We start from the raw sequence: 21,586 nt of genomic DNA, 5'->3' as shown, positions 1-21,586 counted from the left end.
ATGCAGGTGAATTAATAATGATTACCGTATCGTTATCTTATCCATTGAGTGATGAGCTTTTGCAGCAATGGGGACGTCCACAGGTCACGGCGATCGGTCAGTTTGATGGTCTTCATCTGGGACACGCAAGCGTGATACGTAAGGCCGTTGCGCTGGCTCGTGAACAGCAGGTGCCGGTATCTGTCATGACATTTCATCCTCACCCGAAGGAAGTCATGAAAAAAGGCGATTATGAAGGTTATTTAACACCGCTTGCGGACAAGCAGACTATTCTGGCTGATATGGGTGTGGACGTACTTTATATTTTGAGTTTTAACGAAGAATTTTCCAAGGTCAGCCCTGAGGCGTTTATGAGCGACGTGCTGCTTCCGTTGCACATTCGAACAGCGGTAGTAGGCTTTGATTTTCGGTTTGGCCACCGGGGAGCGGGGGATGAGGATACACTTCGGAAGCTGGGAGGAGAGCTGATGTCGGTGCACACCGTACCACCGTTCGAACTGGATGGGGACAAGGTGAGCAGCTCTGGCATTCGCCGTGCTTTACAGACTGGGGATCTAGCACATGCCTCTCGCTGGTTGGGACGTCCTTATCGTATCCAGGGTACTGTAATGGATGGGGAGAAGCGCGGACGTACGATCGGTTTTCCGACCGCTAATCTCAAACTGGATGATACTTACGTGATTCCGACCAAGGGTGTATACGCTGTACGGGCACTCATAGGCGATCATTGGATAAACGGTGTAATGAATGTAGGGGTTAAGCCTACTTTTCATGAAGGTGTGCTGAATCCGTCGTTTGAGGTACATTTATTTGATTTTAATCAGCAAATTTATGGAGAGTCTGTGCTTGTGGAGCTTCACCACTACATCCGCCCTGAACGCAAATTTTCTTCGGTGGATGAGCTGATCAACCAAATTGGCAATGACGCACAAACGGCTAAAAAGCTGTTAAGCTAATTTATTTACATAAGACAGGCGCTGTGTTATACTGACTTATGTTGTGTAAACAACGATGAACCTTAGCTTGGTTGTCCGCTTTCACCGGCGGCTACGAGGCTAATGGCGATTATAATGAAGGAGGTGAACAGGATGGCATTGACTCAAGAGCGTAAACAGCAATTGATCGAGGAGTACAAAACTCATGAATCCGATACAGGATCACCAGAGGTACAAATCGCTATCCTTACTGAAAACATCGTCAACTTGCAAAGTCACTTTCGTTCGCACAAGAAAGACCATCACTCCCGCCGCGGGTTGTTGAAAATGGTCGGTCAGCGTCGTAAACTTTTGGCTTACCTGAAGAAGACTGATGTTAAACGTTACAGTGCGTTGATCGAGCGTCTCGGACTGCGTCGTTAATTTTCAGACATGTAATGAGAAAAGAAGCCTGGTTGTTCACCGCTTGTCCCTGCTAAGGCGACGGCGGACAGCAGCCGGGTTCTTTTTTGAAATGAGGAATCTTTTTTTGAATTACATATCCTGATTTGTCTGCTAGCTTCTTATGAATAAGACCTGCGCAGGAAATACTGGATATGTATAGAACTTTTACAATGAAATGAAATGGAGGGATACCATGGAGCAACGCGTAGAAATGCAGCTCGGCGGAAGAAAGCTGGTGTTGGAAACAGGACGTCTTGCGAAACAAGCCAATGCGGCAGTTAAAGTGAGCTACGGAGAAACAGTTGTGCTTTGTACCGTGACCGCTTCCCGTGAACCGAAAGATTTGGACTTTTTTCCACTGACCGTAAACTATGAGGAAAGATTGTATGCTGTGGGGAAAATTCCTGGCGGATTTATTAAACGTGAAGGACGTCCGAGTCAAAAGGCGATTTTGTCCAGCCGTTTGACAGACCGTCCAATTCGCCCATTGTTCCCGGAAGGTTTCCGGAATGATGTACAGGTGTTGAATCTGGTTATGAGTGTCGATCAGGATTGCGAACCTGAAATTGCAGCAATGATCGGAACCTCGGCAGCACTTAGCATTTCGGATGTGCCTTTTAATGGGCCAATCGGTGGAGTCGCTGTAGGACGTATAGACGGGCAATTTGTGATTAACCCGGATATTGCACAGCAGAATGCAAGCGATCTGTACCTGGTTGTAGCCGGAACGAAAGATGCCATCATGATGGTAGAAGCCGAAGGCAATGAGATTCCAGAGGAAGTTATGCTGGAAGCTATTATGTTCGGTCATGATGAGATTAAGAACATTGTGGCAGTTATTGAACAATTGGTGCAAGTAGCAGGTAAAGAGAAAATGCAGGTTAAACTGCATGCTGTTGATGAAAAAGTGAACAGTGAAGTACGTGCTTATGCAGCTGAACGTTTAATGCAAGCTGTTAAAATTGCAGAAAAACATGCCCGTCAAGAGGCAATTGATGCAGTCAACGAAGAGACAGTTGCCCATTTTGAAGCACAATACATAGAGACACCTGAGCTTTTGAGCGACGTGAGCGAAGTTCTCTATGATATCGTTAAGGAAGAAGTACGTCGTCTGATCACGCATGATAAAGTGCGTCCTGATGGTCGTAAGCTTGACGAAATTCGTCCGATTGAAAGCGATACTAGCATTTTGCCGCGTACTCATGGTTCGGGCTTATTTACACGCGGTCAAACGCAAGCACTTAGCATTTGTACACTTGGTGCATTGGGTGATGTACAAATTTTGGACGGTATTGATCTGGAAGAAACAAAACGCTTCATGCATCATTACAATTTCCCGCCATTCAGCGTAGGTGAGGCTCGTCCTTTGCGTGCGCCAGGTCGTCGTGAAATCGGACATGGTGCTCTTGGTGAACGTGCGCTTTCCAAAGTAATTCCTTCCGAAACTGAATTTCCATACACCATCCGTCTGGTTTCCGAGGTACTGGAATCGAATGGTTCGACTTCACAAGCCAGTATTTGTGCAAGTACACTGGCTATGATGGATGCAGGTGTACCGATTAAAGCTCCGGTTGCAGGTGTAGCCATGGGATTGATCAAGGATGGAGACCATGTTTCCGTATTGACTGATATCCAAGGTATGGAAGACCACCTGGGCGATATGGACTTTAAAGTTGCTGGTACCGCGGAAGGCGTAACTGCCATTCAAATGGATATTAAAATTAACGGTATTGACCGCCAGATTTTACAGGATGCGCTCAAGCAAGCTAAAGAAGGACGTTTGTTCATTCTTAGCAAAATGATGGAAGCGATCCAGAAGCCGCGTGAGCAGTTGTCTCCGTATGCTCCAAAAATTATGACAATGCACATTAACCCGGACAAAATCCGTGATGTTATTGGGGCTGGTGGTAAAATCATCAACAAAATCATCGAAGAAACCGGCGTGAAAATCGATATTGAACAAGATGGTCGTGTGTTCATCGCTTCCACAAATCAAGAGATGAATGAAAAAGCACGTTCTATTATTGAGGGTATCGTAAAGGAAGTCGTGGTCGGTGAGATTTACATCGGTACAGTAAAACGGATTGAGAAATTCGGTGCATTTGTTGAAATTTTACCGGGCAAAGATGGTCTGGTTCATATTTCTCAACTGTCTACTGAGCGTGTAGCCAAAGTTGAAGATGTAATTGCTATTGGGGATACAATTACGGTGAAAGTAACCGAAATTGATCAACAAGGTCGTGTCAATCTGTCCCGTAAGGCTGTTCTGACTGCAGAAGCACCTGCAAAATCCTAGGTATCTGCATGTAGCAGACTAGAAAGGCAGGAGTAGCTTTTCGTATTAACAGTACAAGGGATTTGAATAGCATTGTTTAAGCTTTTGGAAAGAGGCAGAGCTACGTTTCTGGCTCTTTTTTCATACATATGCACAAGCTGCACCCAAGTGAGCTTCTAGAGCTTGCTACGTCATAGTTCTTGTCCTCGCCGCATACAATGTGGACAAACGGGCGGGGGGATGAAGGAATTATGAGTAGGGCAAAACGAGCAGTGTGGGTGGTAGCCAGTTTAGCCATCACACTCGTAATCGGGCAGTTTAGTGGGGTTCGTGACTACGCTAGTCAATTACGCAATGGAGACGTTACAGGGGTTAAAGAGCCAGAGACTGTAACCACGATGGCGATAGCAGCTTTGCCCGACAATGCGCTTATGCAGCGACTAAGAACAGAAGCAGCACGTCAGCGGCGGGAACCAGTTGATGCCAAGATCGACAGGGTATGGAAGGCTATTCCAGGCTATAACGGACTGGAGGTGGATTTGGATGCTACCTATCGCAAAGCAATTGCATCTCCGGATCGACCCATTCAATATGTTTATCGGCAATTGGCACCTAAAATACATTTAAATCAGCTTGGTAATGTTCCAATTTACAGGGGGAATCCCGAAAAGCCGATGGTATCTTTCATGATCAATGTAGCATGGGGGAATGAATTTATCCTGCCGATACTGAACACGCTGGATCAGGAAAAGGTCAAGGCTACATTTTTTCTTGATGGAAGTTGGTTGAAAAAAAATCCTGATCTCGCCAAGGAGATTCAAAAAAGAGGGCATGAGCTTTCGAACCATGCATACTCTCATCCCAATATGAGCCGTCTGAGTCGGGCCAGAGCCACACAAGAAATTGAAAAGACTCAAGTGCTTCTTCAAGAAACTTTGGGTGTCAAAAATAACTGGTTTGCCCCTCCATCGGGTGATTTTAATCAGCAAACGGTGGATATAGCAGCAGAACATGGGCTCAAAACAGTGTTGTGGACATTGGACACTGTAGATTGGAGACATCCGTCACCGGAATCGGTGATTAACAAAATCAGTAGTAAGGTTGAATCAGGCTCCCTGATATTGATGCATCCAACAGATTCCTCATCGGCTGCTCTCAAAGGCATGATTCATGCTATTCGTAGTAAGGGACTTGTGCTCGGAACTGTCAGTCAGACACTTTCCCCTGATCGGCAACTACCTGCTCCGGTTGAGTGAACGTCTTTTTTCTGTTAGGATTGAACATTATGGCTAAGTATGCAATTCAGTTTAGGAGGGCCAATCGTGGAAAGAATTCAACTTAAAAACGGCCTAAGAGTGGTCATTGAAAAAATTCCAACCGTACGTTCAGTTTCTTTCGGTATCTGGGTTAAAACTGGCTCCCGGAATGAAACGCCGGACAATAGCGGTATTTCTCATTTTATCGAACACATGCTTTTCAAAGGAACAGAGCGTTTTAACGCTAAGGAAATCGCTGAGCAATTCGATGCCATCGGAGGAAATGTTAATGCTTTCACTTCGAAGGAATATACATGCTATTATGCCAAAGTATTGGATGAGCATCTACCGATCGCAGTTGATGTGCTGTCTGATATGTTTTTTAATTCCAAACTAGATCAGGAAGAATTGGCAAAAGAGAAGAATGTGATTTTGGAGGAAATCTCCATGTACGAGGATACACCGGATGATATGGTGCACGATCTTGTATCTCGCGCGGCCTATGGTGAACATCCACTGGCTTATCCGATTCTCGGAACCGAAGATCACCTGCTTGCTATGGATAGCTCACACCTCAGTCATTATATGAAGGAGCATTATACAATCGACAATACAGTTATCAGTGTGGCTGGTAATGTTGACGATCGCTTGGTAGAATTGTTGGAGCGACATTTTGGACATTTTGATAATCATGGAACCGTTTCGCCGCTGACAGTACCTGTGTTTAACGGTGAGCTGTTGTATCATGAGAAAGCAACGGAGCAAAATCATATTTGTTTATCCCTGCCTGGATTTGCAGCGGGTGACGAGCTCCAGTATGCTATGGTTTTGCTGAATAACGCGATCGGCGGCGGCATGAGTTCACGTTTGTTTCAAGAAATTCGGGAAAAGCGTGGACTGGCTTATTCGGTTTATTCCTATCATAGCTCCCATGCGGACAGTGGGTTGTTCACGATCTATGCAGGTACGGCTCCTAAGCAAACAAAGGACGTGCTGGATTTGACGCTGGAGCTTTTACGAGATGTGGCTGTCAACGGTTTGGACGCTAATGAGCTTCGTAAAGGTAAGGAACAATTAAAAGGAAGTTTGATTTTAAGCCTTGAAAGTACAGGTAGCCGGATGAATCGGCTTGGAAAAAATGAATTAATGCTCGGTCAGCATTATACGCTGGATCAAATGATCGAGCATATCGAGCAAGTGACCGCAAATGATGTGAATAAAGTGCTGGATCGGATGTTCTCGGAGCCGTTTGCCCTGTCGATGGTGGGAGCGAGTGATTCAGCGGTAAAGGATATGAGGAGGGACTATTTTGTTAACTTACGTGGAAATTAACAGACTTGCGGGCAATGAAGATATTGAGCTGCCCCGCAAAATGTCAGAGCTTGCATCAGGGTTTGACTTGTATGCAGCAGTACAGGAAAATCTGGTACTGGAACCCGGCAAACGTTGCCTCGTTCCAACTGGATTTGCAATAGCTATGCCAGCGGGATTGGAGGCACAGATCCGTCCGCGAAGTGGACTGGCTCTTAAGCATGGTATTACTTGTCTCAATACACCGGGAACGATTGATGCGGATTATCGTGGGGAGATTAAGGTACTTCTTATTAATTTGGGCGAGGAATCGTTCACGATTACGCGCAATGAGCGAATTGCACAAATGGTATTTCAGGTTGTACCTGAGGTAGAGCTGAAACAAGTAGACCAATTATCTGAAACAGTGCGTGGTGCTGGAGGCTTTGGCCATACAGGACGCTGAGGTTATGGTTGGTTTGCGATGTACGAATGTCTATTTTGTAAAATCTTCAAATTTCTTGCTTAAGAGTAAGCATGCAAATAAAGGTCGCCTCATCAATGGGCGGCTTTTTTTTGTGTTTTTTCACCCCTCTCCGGGCACTCGCATAGACTAAAAGCATATCGTGTCTCGGAAAGGAGTGATCCGGATGCTAACAGGAATACGCGTCGTTGTTTTGGGTGGCGATGCGAGGCAGCTTGAGGTAATCCGCAAATGTGTGGACATGGATGCTACCGTCAGTGTGGTCGGTTTTGACAAGCTTGAAGTACCACTCAAAGGAGTGACACTAGAACCAATGTCTGTCAAGCTGCTGGAATCGTCAGACGCACTGATTTTGCCGGTGGTGGGATGCGATGAGGAAGGCAACGTAAATGCACTTTTCGGAGCACAGAAGCTCCAGTTTCTGAATGAACATGCTGCTGCTCTTCCACCGCATTGCGTTGTATATACAGGGATGGCGCGGACGTACTTAAAAGAAATTTGTACCAGACATGAGTTAAAGCTGGTAGAGCTGCTGGAGAGAGATGATGTGGCCATATACAACTCTATACCTACGGCCGAAGGCGCACTGATGATGGCCATTCAGCATACTGATTTTACGATTCACGGTGCAGATTGTATGGTTCTAGGCATGGGACGGACTGGATTTACCATGGCAAGGGCACTACAGGGGTTGGGAGCCAGAGTGAAGGTTGGAGTACGGCGGGCAGAGGATGCAGCGAGAGCTGTGGAAATGGGTTGGAAGCCATTTATGACAAGGGATTTGGCGCATGAGACAAAGGGAGTTGACTTGATTTTTAATACGATACCCTCTATGATTATCACAGCGCAAATCCTGTCTAAATTGCCATTGAGCACCGTGATTATAGATCTTGCTTCCGCCCCGGGCGGATGTGATTTCCGTTATGCGGAAAAGCGTGGAATCAAGGCTATGCTTGCCCCTGGTCTTCCCGGTATAGTTGCTCCCAAAACTGCTGGTGCCATTATAGCGAATACGCTGGTGCAGTTGTTAATGGAAGATAATCCTGATCGGGGGGATGCACAATGAGTTGGCAAGGGAAAACAGTAGGTTATGCAATTACAGGCTCACATTGCACATTTGAAGAGGTAATGCCTGTTATACAGCGCTTTGTTGATGAGGGTGCGAAGGTCGTTCCTATTATATCCAATACAGTACTAACAACGGATACTCGCTTTGGTACTTCGCAAAGTTGGCAAAAACAGTTGAAAGATATAACAGGGAATGATATCATTTCTACAATTGTGGAGGCTGAGCCACTGGGTCCCTCCCAAATACTCGATGTGTTGGTGATTGCACCTTTGACGGGGAATTCGATGAGTAAGTTAGCGAATGCAATGACAGACAGTCCAGTTTTGATGGCTGCCAAGGCGCAATTGCGCAACGGTCGTCCACTTCTTTTAGCTATATCTACTAATGATGGACTGGGTCTAAATGCTGCCAATATCGCCAAATTACTCGTAGCCAAAAATATCTTTTTTGTGCCGTTCGGACAGGACAATCCAGTTAAAAAGCCGAACTCGCTTGTAGCTAACATGGAGTTGATTCCGGAGGCTGCTTATGAAGCATTGCAGGGCAAACAGCTTCAGCCGATGATTGTGGAACGCAAGACCCCATGAAGTATTATAGTTAACTGCTGAGCATCCCTCGCCTAGAAGATGATTCGATATTGTATCGGGTCTAATTTCTTGTTGGCGGTGGATGCTTTCAGAATAAAAAATGGTTTTTTAGTCGAGAAGGGGAGATACACCAGATGAGCAATAGAAAGTTTAATGTAGCTGTCGTTGGAGCGACAGGCGCTGTAGGAGAACAGATCGTAAATCTGCTGGAAAAACGGGATTTTCCTGTGGACAAAATCAAATTTCTTTCTTCGCCTCGTTCTGCCGGCACGTTAATTAGCTTTAAAGGTCAGCAAATTCCAGTAGAGATTGCTACCCCCGACAGCTTTGAAGGAATCGACATTGCTTTGTTTAGTGCAGGTGGAGACGTAAGTAAGGAATTGGCGCCGCATGCTGTTCGTCATGGGGCAGTTTGCATTGACAACACCAACGCATTCCGAATGGATCCGACAGCTCCTCTTGTAGTGCCTGAGGTGAACAGCGACAAAATTGCCGAGCATCAAGGAATTATTGCGAACCCGAACTGCTCCACCATTCAGATGGTAGCTGCTTTGAAACCATTATATGATCAGTATGGCATTTCTCGTATCATTGTATCCACATACCAGGCCGTTTCCGGCGCTGGAAGCCGAGCTATTGATGAATTGAATCGTCAAAGCGCAGCGATTCTGAACGGTGATGAAGTTCAGCCTGATCTCTTGCCAGTAGGCTCGTTGCCAGTAAAGCATCAGATTGCTTTTAATGCTATCCCGCAAATCGATAAATTCCAGGACAATGGTTATACACTGGAAGAAATGAAAATGGTACGTGAAACGAAAAAAATACTGGGTGACGAATCTGTGGACGTAACAGCAACGTGTGTGCGTATTCCTGTTGTTTACGGTCACTCGGAATCTGTATATGTAGAACTTAAAAAAGATTATGATTTAGAAGAAATCCGCAATCTGCTGGCTTCGGCACCGGGAGTAACGCTGGTGGACGATCCTGCTGCTCAGCTTTATCCACTGGCATCTGATGCTGCAGGAAAACCTGACGTATTTGTGGGGCGTGTACGCCGTGATTTGGGCAATAGCCGTGGATTGAATTTGTGGGTCGTATCCGACAACCTGCTCAAAGGAGCAGCATGGAACGCGGTGCAAATCGCGGAAATTATTGCTGCAAACGCGGAGTAACGTTCCGATATGGGGGAAGAATAATGGGTATTTTGGTGCAGAAATTTGGGGGAACCTCGCTGTCCACACCTGAAGCACGTCAACTTGTGCTGGCACATGTGAAGCGGGAGTTGGAACAAAATCTTCAATTAGTTGTTGTTGTGTCGGCCATGGGGAGAAAAGGAGAGCCTTATGCCACCGACACGCTGCTGGATTGGGCGGCGTCTAACGGCGACAGTCTTCCGAAGCGCGAACGGGATTTACTGCTGTGCTGTGGTGAAATCATTTCTGCTGCTACATTATGCAGCCTGATGGAGAAGGAAGGTATTCCTGCTACGGTGCTAACTGGGGCACAGGCGGGCTTTATTACGGATGATCAATACGGCAATGCTCGTATTTTGGATATAAAGCCAGACCGTGTTGTTGAAGAGTTGAACCAAGGTAGAGTTGTCATTGTGACAGGTTTTCAGGGACAAACAGCAGACGGTGATATGACTACCTTGGGTCGGGGAGGCAGCGATACGTCAGCTACTGCTCTGGGTGCTGCTCTACATGCGGATATGGTTGATATTTATACGGATGTGAATGGTATATTGACTGCCGATCCGCGCATTGTGGAAAACGCAAAGCCACTCACACATGTTAGCTATACGGAAATTTGTAATATGGCTCATCAGGGAGCAAAGGTTATCCATCCTCGTGCTGTTGAAATCGCCATGCAGGCTAATATCCCGGTCCGTGTTCGCTCTACCTTCTCCGAAGGAGAAGGTACGTTAGTTACCCACCCGGAAGGCTTCAAAGACGTACAGGCAGACATCGTAGACCGTTTCGTGACCGGTATTGCGTATGTCGGCAATGTCACTCAGATTAATGTTGAATTAAAGCCGGGTTTGGAGCACTTGCAATTACAAGTATTCAAATCTATGGCTGAACATGGAATTAGCGTTGACTTTATTAACGTAACGCCATCGGGGGCAGTTTATACTGTGTTCGATCATGATGGAAGCAAAGCGGTTGAAGTATTGAACGGTTTGGGTCTAGAACCTAAGATACTGGCCGGGTGTGCTAAAGTTTCTGTCATAGGCGGTGGTATCAACGGGGTACCAGGCATTATGGCGACAATTGTGGAGGCATTGGCAGATTCAGACGTACAGATCCTTCAATCCGCAGATTCCAACACGACGATCTGGGTACTTGTTAAAAAAGAAGATATGGTGCAGGCTGTACGCGCATTGCATAATAAATTTGAACTCCATCAATAGGCGCATTGTCCGTGCTCGGACTTGCAAAAAGGAGGCAGCATGGTGAACTTCGGCAGATTGATTACCGCAATGGTGACACCTTTTGATCAGCAAGGAGAGATTGACTGGACTGCATTGTCCTCGTTGATTGATTACTTAATAGAAGAACAGTACTCAGAGTCGCTTGTTGTATCTGGAACAACAGGGGAGTCTCCTACCCTGAGCGATGATGAAAAAATCAAGTTGTTTGCATTTGTTGTAGAAAAAGCAGCTGGACGATGTAAAATTATTGCCGGGACTGGAAGCAACAATACGCGTCACTCCATTCATCTAACCCGTGCCGCGGAGCAGGCAGGAGCAGATGGTGTTCTACTGGTAGTGCCATATTATAATAAACCGAATCAGGAAGGGATGTATCAGCATTTCGAAAGTATTGCGAACTCCACATCCCTCCCAGCTATACTGTATAATGTTCCAAGTCGTACTGGAGCGAGTCTAACAGCTGAAACAACACTGCGTCTTGCACAAATTCCGAATATTGTGGGAACTAAAGAATGTGCATCACTTGCGCAGGTCACACAGATTGCAGCGGCAGCGCCAGAAGGTTTTCTGGTTTATTCCGGGGATGATGCTTCTGGGTTGCCTGCTATGGCTGTAGGTGCTTATGGTATTATCAGCGTAGCGAGTCATGTGGTAGGTGCTGAAATGAAGCAGATGATCGATTCACTTGTAGGAGGACACTCGCAGAAGGCAGCAAAGTTGCATCAGCAGTTGTTCCCGATTTTCAAGGGTTTGTTTGGCTGTCCTCATCCTCTGCCTAATCCGGTGGCAGTAAAATATGCATTGGAATTACGGGGGGTTAAGGTAGGTTCGGTTCGGTTGCCGCTCATTCCTCCAACTGAGGATGAAGCGGAATTTATTAAGAAATTATTTACCCGCTAAAGAGAAATAGGAATGTAAGATGTTAATTAATACTAAGGAGTATCCTTGTTAAGGGCAGTCGGTAGGTACAAAACCGATAGGGTTTATTGTCTGACAAGGTTCCCAGCGTGAAGGGCGTTCTTATAGGACGCCCTTTTTGCTGTGCTTTTAACCATGTATGTAGACAAAATGACAGATACTAATGGTTTCAGACGGCAATGGGAAACCTAGCGTAACGAACAGGATGACTTGTTTTTTCGTATTTTAATCATGTATAATGGGGTCAAGTGACTGGGTGCGGTATTTTTTTGAAAATTAAATAAACAAATCAAGGTACGACGTCCAACTACCATAGGAGGTTTAGATTCATTTGTCTAAAAAAACAAACAACGATAAATTGATGATTTTCGCTTTGGGCGGCGTCGGTGAAATCGGGAAAAATATGTATGTCGTTCAATACGGCAATGACATTGTCGTGGTGGATTCCGGTCTGAAATTCCCGGAAGAGGACATGCTGGGCATTGATATCGTTATTCCTGATATTTCCTACCTTACAGAGAACCGCGACAAAGTAAGAGGCATTGTGCTGACTCATGGTCACGAGGACCATATCGGCGGTTTGCCTTACGTGTTGAAACATTTGAATGTACCAGTATATGGTACCAAATTGACGCTGGGATTGGTGGAAAACAAGCTGAAGGAAGCGAATCTGCTTGGTGAAACCAAACGTATTTTGATCAATGCTGATTCTGAAATCAAGCTGGGTTCCACACTGAAAGCAACATTCTTCAGAACCAACCATAGTATTCCAGATTCTGTAGGTGTATGTATTGATACTCCTGAAGGCGCTGTTGTTCATACAGGTGACTTCAAATTTGACCATACTCCGGTCAACGGACAATATGCAGATTTGCAGCGTATGGCTGAAATTGGCACACGTGGCGTACTGGCTCTTTTGTCAGACAGTACGAATGCCGAAAAACCGGGCTTTACACCTTCGGAAAAGAGCGTTGGTATTGTCCTGGAAGATATTTTCCGCAAGTCGAGACAGCGTGTGGTCGTAGCTACTTTTGCTTCTAACGTACATCGTATTCAACAGGTAATTAATGCTGCTGAAGCAACGGGACGTAAAGTAACAGTTATTGGTCGAAGCATGGTTAATGTCGTAGGTATTGCTTCAGACTTGGGCTATTTGGAAATTCCAGATGGAATGCTGATTGAGCCTGAAGAAGTTGGCAAAATGTCAGCGGATCGTGTAGTTATTCTCTGCACAGGCAGTCAGGGTGAACCGATGTCAGCTTTGACAAGAATGGCTCGTTCCACACATCGAAAGGTTGACATTCTTCCAGGGGATTCAGTCATCATCGCAGCTACTCCAGTACCAGGTAATGAAAAATACGTTGGACGCACAATTGATGAGCTGTTCCGTCTGGGTGCCAATGTATATTACAGCGCAGCTAATCCAGGTATCCACGTTTCTGGACACGGAAGCCAGGAAGAACTCAAGCTGATGCTAAATCTGATGAAACCAAAGTTCTTCTTGCCAATTCATGGTGAGTTTAGAATGCAACGTCGTCACGCTCTTCTTGCTGAAGGCGTAGGTATTGAGCCTGAAAATATCTTTATCACGGATATCGGTGAAGTCATTGAAATTCAGAATGGTGGAGCACGCAGAGCTGGTAAAGTTACAGCAGGTAACGTACTGATCGATGGACTAGGCGTAGGGGATGTAGGAAATATCGTATTGCGCGACCGCAAATTGCTGTCACAGGACGGTATTTTGGTGGTTGTTGTTACGCTGAGCAAGCAAGACGGAACGATTAAATCGGGACCAGATATCATTTCCCGAGGTTTCGTATATGTCCGTGAATCGGAAGGTTTGCTGGATGAAGCGAATCGTATTGTCTCAAGTACACTGCATAAGCTCATGAGTGAAAATGTAAATGAATGGGCTTCCCTCAAGACAAACGTCAAGGATGCACTAGGTCGCTTCTTGTATGAGCAAACTCGTCGGAGACCGATGATCCTGCCAATTATAATGGAAGTGTGATTCAATTGAAATTTGTTCAAAAACCTGAATTAAAAACTTAAGTCACAGGCACACAGTCGCCTCTCTTCCCGCAGGAAATATTGGACGGTTTCCGCGGGAGGAGAGGCTTTTTTGATTTCCCGAGACAAGGAAAATCATGGGGTCGGGTATAAAATATTCCATTTACATCCCATACTATAGGGTGAATACGGGTCATATAGATGCGTAAAGCGAAAGGAAGATCACCCATATGGAACAATACAGCAATCTAACATCTGGCAACGAGGAAACGGAAGCGCCAGATCAACCAGAAATTGGGCAAAGACCCGCTTTGCCTGCTATGGAGGCTTTGCAGCAGCTGGGTCAAACCTCCATGCCTGGAGGCGAGTCCAATATTTTTTGCATGACGATTATCGGTCAGATTGAAGGGCATCTCATTTTACCGCCTCAAAACAAAACGACAAAATATGAGCACATTATTCCCCAGTTGGTAGCGGCAGAACAAAATCCTCGTATCGAAGGATTAATGATTTTGCTGAATACAGTTGGTGGTGATGTAGAGGCAGGACTGGCTATTGCTGAAATGATCGCATCGATGAGTAAACCAACGGTGACCATTGTCATAGGTGGGGGGCATAGCATCGGTGTGCCTATTGCTGTGTCTTCCACTTATTCCTACATTGCGGAGAGTGCGACGATGACCATTCATCCCATTCGTATGAACGGTCTGGTCATTGGAGTACCACAAACTTTTGAATACATGGAAAAAATGCAGGAACGTGTTGTACGCTTCGTCGTTTCTCATTCTCGTATTACAGAAGAGCAGTTTAAGGAACTGATGTTTAAAACCGGTGAGTTAAACCGCGATATTGGTACAGCGGTTGGGGGAGCCGATGCAGTGAAGTATGGATTGATGGACGCGGTTGGAGGCATCGGAGAGGCTTTAAAACAGCTGAACACCATTATTGAAACGCGGCGTCAGCAAAACGGGATCGCTGGGATTCAACAGCAGGCTCCGTATGCTCCTTTTTCTCCTAGTGCCACAGGAACTCCTACAGAGACACTGTCAGGGGAGCCTAGTGGGGAGCTACCACAATGACACTATATACTGTAATGCCAATGGAAATGGTATGGCAAGGGATGTGGAAAGAGGCTGAGGAGTTTGCAGAGGTTCGGGTAGACGGTCTACTTATGCAAGTACAGCCGCTTGAAACTCGTCGGGGGATCATTGTACGGTTGTTGGACTGTCCACTGGAAGCCTACCTGAATCCGCGTTATGGACCAGGTCAAGTCATCGAGTGGTCGTAGAAGGTGTCGAATAGTTTAGAAATAGGTCATTTACTGTTGAAAAAGAACATATGTGCGGATACCGGGTGACGTGGTATAATATTCTTCTGGGGGGTGACCTTGTATGTCCAGAAGAAGAAAAAGAAAAAAGAAAGCCGCATTTGGCGGAGTTCTAAAATTTGAAATTTACGGCATTGTGCTGATTACATTAGCGGTCATTGCGTTGTCGGGTGAAGCGGCCGTTGGTCGGTCGCTATCCAAGATGTTTGGGCTCGTACTGGGGAAATTCTATTTTGTTATCCCTCTCATTGGCATTTATTATGGTCTGATGGTGATGATTCACCGCAAGTGGCCGAACCAGTGGAACTCGCGTAAAACGGGTTTGCTCCTGTTGGTATTTGCCTTTACACTTATGAGTTCTATTTCATCTATGGAGCAGCGTTTGGGGCCCATCAACGCGCTTCAGCCGGGCGGAGTGATGACCCAGATACATATAGATATGCGTGAGCAGTTGCTATCGCCTGACCAGCAGGGCCATACCTCAATGCTGAACAAGGATATCAGCGGGGGTTACGTAGGCGCATTGCAGCTTACTGTTCTGTTATGGCTGTTTGGTCTCACGGGAGCTAAACTGATCATGATTGTTATGTTCGTCATTTGTTTCATGCTGATGACCCAACTGTCCTATGTGGATTTGGTGCGGATTGTAAAGACCAAGCTGCTGACAGCCGGGGGAAGCGTGCGCAAAAAATGGACTGGTAAAGCTACTCCGCTTTCAGCATCAAGCAAAGGCAGTGGAAATAGAAAAATCAGGTCTGAGCCCATTCCTGCCTATGAGGAAGACATGGATGATGACTTTGACGAAATGCAGCCTCCTGCACGCAAACAGCCGATTTTCTTTCAGTTGTTTGGTCTCAAAAATTCAGATAAAGCGGACAAGGATGAGCATTCCGTCGATACGGATGAGGATGATCATGATCTTCCATATGAAGCTGAGGACGCGCAGGCCCAGTGGAGAAACGGCAACCAGAGTGAAGAGATGTCTGACGTAGTCGAACACGCTGAGCAGGAAGCTGCAACTCCGGTAAAAAGGTCGCCGATTATTAGGGATTTCTTCGAACAAGTAAAGCATGAGGAAAGAAGACCGGAAGCTGAATTTGGAGAGTCCCTGACAGGGGCAGAGCAGACAACTTCCATTATTGACGAATCCCTGGATGATGACTTTGTGGATGCCAGTGCAAATACGGATATGGATGATTCGACAGCGATCCAGGGGACATTAGAAGGTGCTCAGGGACAAGCTCAGACGATTGCAACTGGGGTGGCAGGCGAAGAGGCTGAAGGTAACCATACAGCTATTCCGGCTCCGCCGCCGCCTAAACCGTACAAGCTCCCATCATTTCGTTTACTTGCTAAACCACAAAACGCAGGCAAAGGTATGGGACAAAAGGATTACATGCAAACGGCACGCAAGCTAGAGGCAACGCTGGAAAGCTTCGGTGTGCGGGCGAAGGTGCTGGAGGTCGTCCGTGGCCCTGCCGTAACGCGTTATGAAATTCAGCCGGACATTGGAGTAAAGGTCAGCCGCATTGTGAGTCTGACGGATGACATTGCGCTTGCGCTTGCTGCCAAAGATATCCGTATGGAGGCTCCGATTCCTGGCAAATCTGCTATCGGAATTGAGGTTCCGAATAATGAAGTTTCCATTGTAACGATGCGTGAGGTAATGGAGACAACCGTTTTTCAGGAGTCAGCTTCCAATTTATCTATTGCATTCGGACGTGATATCGCAGGACAGACGATTGTCGGTAATTTGGCCAAGATGCCCCATCTGCTTGTAGCTGGGGCAACAGGTTCGGGTAAATCAGTGTGTATCAATGGGATCATTACGAGTATTTTGTACAAAGCAAAGCCGGATGAGGTCAAATTTTTGATGGTCGATCCTAAAATGGTGGAGTTGAACGTGTACAACGGAATCCCTCATTTGTTGGCTCCGGTCGTGACTGATCCAAAGCGAGCCTCACTTGCATTAAAGAAAATTGTAGTTGAAATGGAAAAAAGATATGAGTTATTTTCCAAATCAGGAACCCGTAATATTGAGGGTTATAATAATCTGATGAAAGATAACCCGGATGCATTTCTGCCTTACATCGTCGTTATTGTGGACGAGTTGGCAGATTTAATGATGGTAGCTGCGGGAGATGTGGAGGATGCGATTGCACGACTTGCCCAAATGGCGCGTGCAGCAGGCATCCACCTTATCATTGCAACGCAAAGACCTTCGGTTGACGTAATTACCGGGGTGATTAAAGCCAATATTCCTTCACGTATTGCCTTCGGCGTTTCCTCGCAGGTAGACTCCCGTACCATATTGGACATGGGTGGAGCCGAGAAGCTACTCGGACGTGGTGATATGCTGTTCATGCCAATGGGTGCTTCCAAACCAGTCCGCGTTCAGGGAGCATTCATGAGCGATCAAGAAGTCGAAAATATTGTTAGCTACGTACGTGAACAGGGTGAAGCGCAGTATGATGAAACGCTAGTGCCGGAGGTGGAAGAGGTATCGGCTGATGCAGATGAAATGCTGGATGAGCTGTACGATCAGGCTGTCAACATCATTTTAGAGGCTAAACAAGCTTCCGTTTCGCTCCTTCAGCGCCGTATGCGGATCGGTTATACACGTGCTGCTCGACTGATTGACTCCATGGAAGCTCGTGGAGTCATCGGCCCTTACGAGGGCAGCAAGCCCCGTGAGGTCCTTATCTCAATGGAGCAATATCAGCAAAATAAAGTAAGTTCCTAAGCATGATCTCTATCCAGCACTACATTAAAACGCTGTTTGTTCGCATGGTGGTTGTTCTAATATGACAACTCCAAGTGCACAAACAGTGTTTTTTTGTGATGTTTTTTGAGGTGTGGCGACTACCTGCTGAAAGAAGATTAAAAGGGTGAATAGCTTTAAGCGGAGCTTGTCATAATAAACGTAGCCATCCTGTTAATCCCACAAAAGAAAGGTAGAGCGCAGCATATGAAAAAGACAATGGTCTGGATTTGCACGGGTATCCTCGCAGCCTCGGCTATTACGTACACAGGACTTTTTAAAAGTGACTCTGCACAGCAGCAAGCAGAGCCGCTGAGCACACAGCAGAAAGTACAAGCGGCGCAACCTTCCCAGCCGACATTCAGCTCGGGAGCGGTTGATTTTGGATCTTACGGTCAGGATGTATATGAGTTGCAATCACGTTTGAAGTTGCTGGGCTTTTTTGGCGGGAAAGTGGACAGCCATTTTGGCAGCAGTACACTAAAAGCTGTTAAGGGTTTTCAAAAGGAATTTGGCATCCGTCCTGATGGAGTGGTCGGAGCAAAGACGAAATTAAAGCTGGTGAATGCTACTCCTAACTGGAAGCCAACGGAAACTCCTATGCATCGTAACAATCAAGGTTCCGCTCAGGGACAGACAGCGGACAATAACGATAAAGCAGATCAAAATGATGAAACGATGGGATCGGCCAACACTATGGGACTATCTGAAAACGATCTTAAAATTATGGCCAACGCGGTCTACGGTGAATCCCGCGGCGAGCCGTTTGAAGGCCAAGTTGCCGTCGCGGCTGTTATTTTGAACAGGGTCAAGTCACCTAGCTTTCCCAACTCACCATCTGGAGTGATCTTTCAACCAGGAGCTTTCACAGCTGTAGCAGACGGTCAAATCTGGCTCACACCGAATGAAACTGCACAAAAGGCGGTACGCCAAGCCCTAAACGGCTGGGACCCAAGCGGAGGATGTCTTTATTATTTTAACCCAAAAACAGCCACCTCCAAATGGATTTGGTCCCGTCCGCAGGTGAAAACCATCGGGGAGCATATTTTCTGCATGTAAAACGCCGAAGCAGCCGGGAGCTTGTCTCCGGTTGCTTCTTGGCTTTTGCATGGTTAGAATAAAGATTGGTACACTTTACCTCTTTACAGGAGGATGATTTACAACAGCTAATGCTAATCAAAGGCTAGACGCAAATTGACGTCACAAAGGAGTTTTGGACTTGAACAAAACAGGTTTCGAGCGTGGCACACGCAGACAACTGAGGATTCATGTACTGCCGACCAAGCGCTTTAAGACGTTTGCTATATCATTGTATGTAGGCACTCCGCTACGGGAGGACACCGTAACTCGAGTGGGGCTGGTACCTTTCGTTCTGCGACGGGGTACAGAATCGTATCCGCAGACTACACAATTCAGAGAACAGTTAGAGCAATTGTATGGCGCGGGTTTCGGTTTCGATGTGTATAAACGTGGAGATTATCAGATCGTGCAATTTCGCATGGATACAATTAATGACAGCTTTGTAAATAGTCCAGATAGTTTACTGGATCGTTCGTTTTCTTTTCTCGGAGAAGTGCTAACGAAGCCTGCATTGGAAAATGGTGCATTTCAAACGGGATACGTCCAGCAGGAACGAGAAAATGTGCGTAAGAAGCTGGAATCTATAGTTAACGATAAAATACGTTATGCTGGTGAGCGCTGTATGGAGGAAATGTGCAAGGATGAGCCTTATCGTCTGCACCCTCTTGGTCAACGATCTGATCTGGACAGTATAGATGCACAGAGCTTGTATAAGGCTTATGGAGAATGGCTGAATCATGCCAGCATGGATTTATACGTTGTGGGAGATACGACGCTAGAAGAAGTTGAGAAGTTTGTTGATCGCTATTTTCAATTGAACCGTTCAGCGGAGACAGGGTATGTTCCTGAACAGCCCAAGTCGGTAGAGCGTGATGTTCAAACCGTTGTAGAGCGTCTTGATGTGAACCAGGGCAAGCTCAACATGGGGTTGCGCACCCCTATTACGTATGGAGACGATCGCTATGCTTCCGCTCTGATGTACAATGGCATTCTGGGCGGGTATCCACATTCAAAGCTGTTCGTTAATGTGAGGGAGAAGGAAAGTTTGGCCTATTACGCTTCATCACGGTATGACGGGCATAAAGGTATTGGTACGATTCAATCTGGTATTGAAATTCCTAATTATGAAAAAGCGGTTACTATTATCCGCAAGCAACTGGAAGATACGCAAAACGGAGCGATTACTGAGCTGGAAATGACCCAAACGCAGGCGATGATTCGCAACTTGCTAAAGGAGATGCAGGATTCCGCTTTTGAAATGATCGCCTATGATTTTAACAGACAGCTTTCCGGTAAAGAACGGACAGTAGATGAGCTGCTGAGTCAGGTGGAGGCAGTCAAGGTGCAGGATGTTCAGGATGCCGCCCGGACGTTCCGACTGGACACTATTTATTTCTTGAGAGACCAGAAGGGGGAATAGCGGTGGAGCATATACCTTATGAGCATTTGCAGGAAACGCTGTACTATGAAGTAATGGATAACGGTTTACACGTTTATGTGTTGCCCAAACCGGGTTTTCAGAAGACATACGCCACATTTGCAACTAAATACGGCTCAGTTGATAATCATTTCCGCGTAGAAGGTCAACAGCCCGTAAAGGTGCCGGATGGCATAGCCCATTTTTTGGAGCATAAAATGTTTGAAGAGCCTGAAGGCGATATTTTTGCTACCTTTTCCTCTAATGGGGCATCAGCGAATGCATTTACGAGCTTTGATCAAACAGTATATCTGTTTTCGGCAACGGAGCGTATTCAAGAAAATTTGACCACGCTGGTCAATTTTGTGCAGCATCCTTACTTTACAGATGAAAATGTAGAAAAGGAAAAAGGCATTATTGGCCAGGAAATTAATATGTATGAAGATAACCCTGATTGGCGGAGTTACTTTGGTCTGATCGAGGCGTTGTACAAGGTTCATCCGGTGCATATTGATATCGCAGGTACTGTTCAATCCATCAGTACGATTACAAAAGAAACGCTGTACAGTTGCTATGAAGCTTTCTACCACCCAAGCAATATGATTCTTTTTGTAGTGGGCGGAGTGGATCCAGCTGAAGTAATAGAGCTGGTACGTAACAATCAGGCCAAAAAGGACTATAAGCCGCAGGGAGAGATTGAGCGGATTTTCGACGATGAACCCACTACAGTTGCAGAACCACGTCGTGAGGTGAAGCTGGCCGTTTCTCTGCCAAAGCTACTGTTTGGATTCAAGGAGGCTGAAGTAGGCCTAACGGGTGAAGAATTACTTCGTCATGATCTGGAAACCAAGCTGATGCTTGATCTCCTGTTTGGTTCCAGTACACAACTATATCAAAAGCTCTACGATGAGGATCTGATTTCGGACAGTTTTGGTCATGAGTACAATAGTACGCAGCAATATGCATTCTCTGCAATCGGCGGGGATACCAAAGACCCGGATCGGCTGTTGGCGAGAATACGTGAAGAGGTGGAGTCCATTCAGAAGCAGGGCTTTGCAGCAGAACATTTTGAACGGGCACGCAAAAAGAAAATCGGTGGTTATCTGCGTACACTCAATTCACCAGAAAATATTGCACATGAATTTACAAGACATCGCTTCCGGGGCAGTGATTTTTTTCAACTTCTTCCGATTTATGAAAGTATCACGCTTGAGGATGTAAATCGCCGTCTAAAAGACCATATCCAGTGGGATCAACTCGCAATATCACTAGTGGTGAGTCCGTAATGTCCAGGGAGAG

18 protein-coding genes are annotated in these 21,586 nt (G+C 46.1%); all 18 read left to right on the top strand.

Annotated elements, in window-relative coordinates; all coding sequences use genetic code 11:
• Window positions 1-17 precede the first annotated feature (17 nt).
• The 18 genes from G9G54_RS01195 (at window position 18) to yfmH (ending at window position 21,573) form a co-directional block, all read left to right on the top strand.
• On the top strand, window positions 18-956 hold the full coding sequence (locus G9G54_RS01195; RefSeq protein WP_165175628.1) for a bifunctional riboflavin kinase/FAD synthetase: 939 nt from the start codon (window positions 18-20) through the stop codon (window positions 954-956).
• Between the two features lie 132 nt (window positions 957-1,088).
• Window positions 1,089-1,358, top strand: coding sequence for a 30S ribosomal protein S15 (gene rpsO / locus G9G54_RS01190; RefSeq protein ID WP_007430074.1), 270 nt, complete (start codon window positions 1,089-1,091; stop codon window positions 1,356-1,358).
• 214 nt (window positions 1,359-1,572) lie between these two features.
• Window positions 1,573-3,675, top strand: coding sequence for a polyribonucleotide nucleotidyltransferase (pnp, locus tag G9G54_RS01185; protein WP_061829435.1), 2,103 nt, complete (start codon window positions 1,573-1,575; stop codon window positions 3,673-3,675).
• 230 nt (window positions 3,676-3,905) lie between these two features.
• Window positions 3,906-4,910, top strand: a complete 1,005-nt coding sequence (locus G9G54_RS01180; protein WP_185156266.1) for a polysaccharide deacetylase family protein — start codon at window positions 3,906-3,908, stop codon at window positions 4,908-4,910.
• Window positions 4,911-4,976: 66 nt separating this feature from the next.
• Entirely contained in the window at window positions 4,977-6,242 is a 1,266-nt protein-coding gene (locus G9G54_RS01175) for a M16 family metallopeptidase (RefSeq protein ID WP_061829434.1), read from the top strand.
• Window positions 6,220-6,666: a dUTP diphosphatase gene (gene dut, locus G9G54_RS01170; protein ID WP_013309936.1), complete on the top strand. Its 447-nt coding sequence runs from the start codon at window positions 6,220-6,222 to the stop codon at window positions 6,664-6,666. The genes G9G54_RS01175 and dut overlap by 23 nt, the downstream gene beginning before the upstream one ends.
• 184 nt (window positions 6,667-6,850) lie before the next feature.
• Complete coding sequence (dpsA, locus tag G9G54_RS01165) at window positions 6,851-7,750, top strand: dipicolinate synthase subunit DpsA (protein WP_103047852.1); 900 nt, start codon at window positions 6,851-6,853, stop codon at window positions 7,748-7,750.
• Window positions 7,747-8,340, top strand: a complete 594-nt coding sequence (locus G9G54_RS01160; protein WP_029517031.1) for a dipicolinate synthase subunit B — start codon at window positions 7,747-7,749, stop codon at window positions 8,338-8,340. Before dpsA ends, G9G54_RS01160 begins: the two co-directional genes overlap by 4 nt.
• Before the next feature lie 134 nt (window positions 8,341-8,474).
• Window positions 8,475-9,512: an aspartate-semialdehyde dehydrogenase gene (locus tag G9G54_RS01155; RefSeq protein ID WP_165175626.1), complete on the top strand. Its 1,038-nt coding sequence runs from the start codon at window positions 8,475-8,477 to the stop codon at window positions 9,510-9,512.
• A gap of 23 nt (window positions 9,513-9,535) precedes the next feature.
• Entirely contained in the window at window positions 9,536-10,753 is a 1,218-nt protein-coding gene (gene dapG, locus G9G54_RS01150) for an aspartate kinase (RefSeq protein ID WP_165175616.1), read from the top strand.
• A 39-nt stretch (window positions 10,754-10,792) separates the two neighbouring features.
• Entirely contained in the window at window positions 10,793-11,674 is an 882-nt protein-coding gene (dapA, locus tag G9G54_RS01145) for a 4-hydroxy-tetrahydrodipicolinate synthase (protein WP_165175614.1), read from the top strand.
• A 349-nt stretch (window positions 11,675-12,023) separates the two neighbouring features.
• Window positions 12,024-13,703, top strand: coding sequence for a ribonuclease J (locus tag G9G54_RS01140; RefSeq protein WP_013309942.1), 1,680 nt, complete (start codon window positions 12,024-12,026; stop codon window positions 13,701-13,703).
• A 229-nt stretch (window positions 13,704-13,932) separates the two neighbouring features.
• Window positions 13,933-14,781 carry a ClpP family protease gene (locus G9G54_RS01135; protein ID WP_165175612.1) on the top strand — a complete coding sequence of 283 codons (849 nt, stop codon included), beginning with the start codon at window positions 13,933-13,935 and terminating at the stop codon, window positions 14,779-14,781.
• Window positions 14,778-14,990: a YlzJ-like family protein gene (locus G9G54_RS01130; RefSeq protein WP_165175610.1), complete on the top strand. Its 213-nt coding sequence runs from the start codon at window positions 14,778-14,780 to the stop codon at window positions 14,988-14,990. The genes G9G54_RS01135 and G9G54_RS01130 overlap by 4 nt, the downstream gene beginning before the upstream one ends.
• A gap of 103 nt (window positions 14,991-15,093) precedes the next feature.
• Window positions 15,094-17,772, top strand: coding sequence for an FtsK/SpoIIIE family DNA translocase (locus G9G54_RS01125; RefSeq protein ID WP_165175608.1), 2,679 nt, complete (start codon window positions 15,094-15,096; stop codon window positions 17,770-17,772).
• Window positions 17,773-17,997: 225 nt separating this feature from the next.
• On the top strand, window positions 17,998-18,849 hold the full coding sequence (sleB, locus tag G9G54_RS01120) for a spore cortex-lytic enzyme (RefSeq protein WP_103047848.1): 852 nt from the start codon (window positions 17,998-18,000) through the stop codon (window positions 18,847-18,849).
• Window positions 18,850-19,009: 160 nt separating this feature from the next.
• Window positions 19,010-20,290: an EF-P 5-aminopentanol modification-associated protein YfmF gene (gene yfmF / locus G9G54_RS01115; RefSeq protein ID WP_165175606.1), complete on the top strand. Its 1,281-nt coding sequence runs from the start codon at window positions 19,010-19,012 to the stop codon at window positions 20,288-20,290.
• Window positions 20,291-20,292: 2 nt separating this feature from the next.
• Entirely contained in the window at window positions 20,293-21,573 is a 1,281-nt protein-coding gene (gene yfmH, locus G9G54_RS01110; RefSeq protein ID WP_023988233.1) for an EF-P 5-aminopentanol modification-associated protein YfmH, read from the top strand.
• The last annotated feature ends 13 nt before the right edge of the window (window positions 21,574-21,586 follow it).

This window comes from Paenibacillus sp. EKM212P (genome assembly GCF_011066115.1).
GTDB classification, from domain to species: Bacteria; Bacillota; Bacilli; order Paenibacillales; family Paenibacillaceae; genus Paenibacillus; species Paenibacillus polymyxa_B.
The sequence above is the reverse complement of the archived record's forward strand: the minus strand, read 5'-3'. Positions and strand labels throughout refer to the sequence as shown.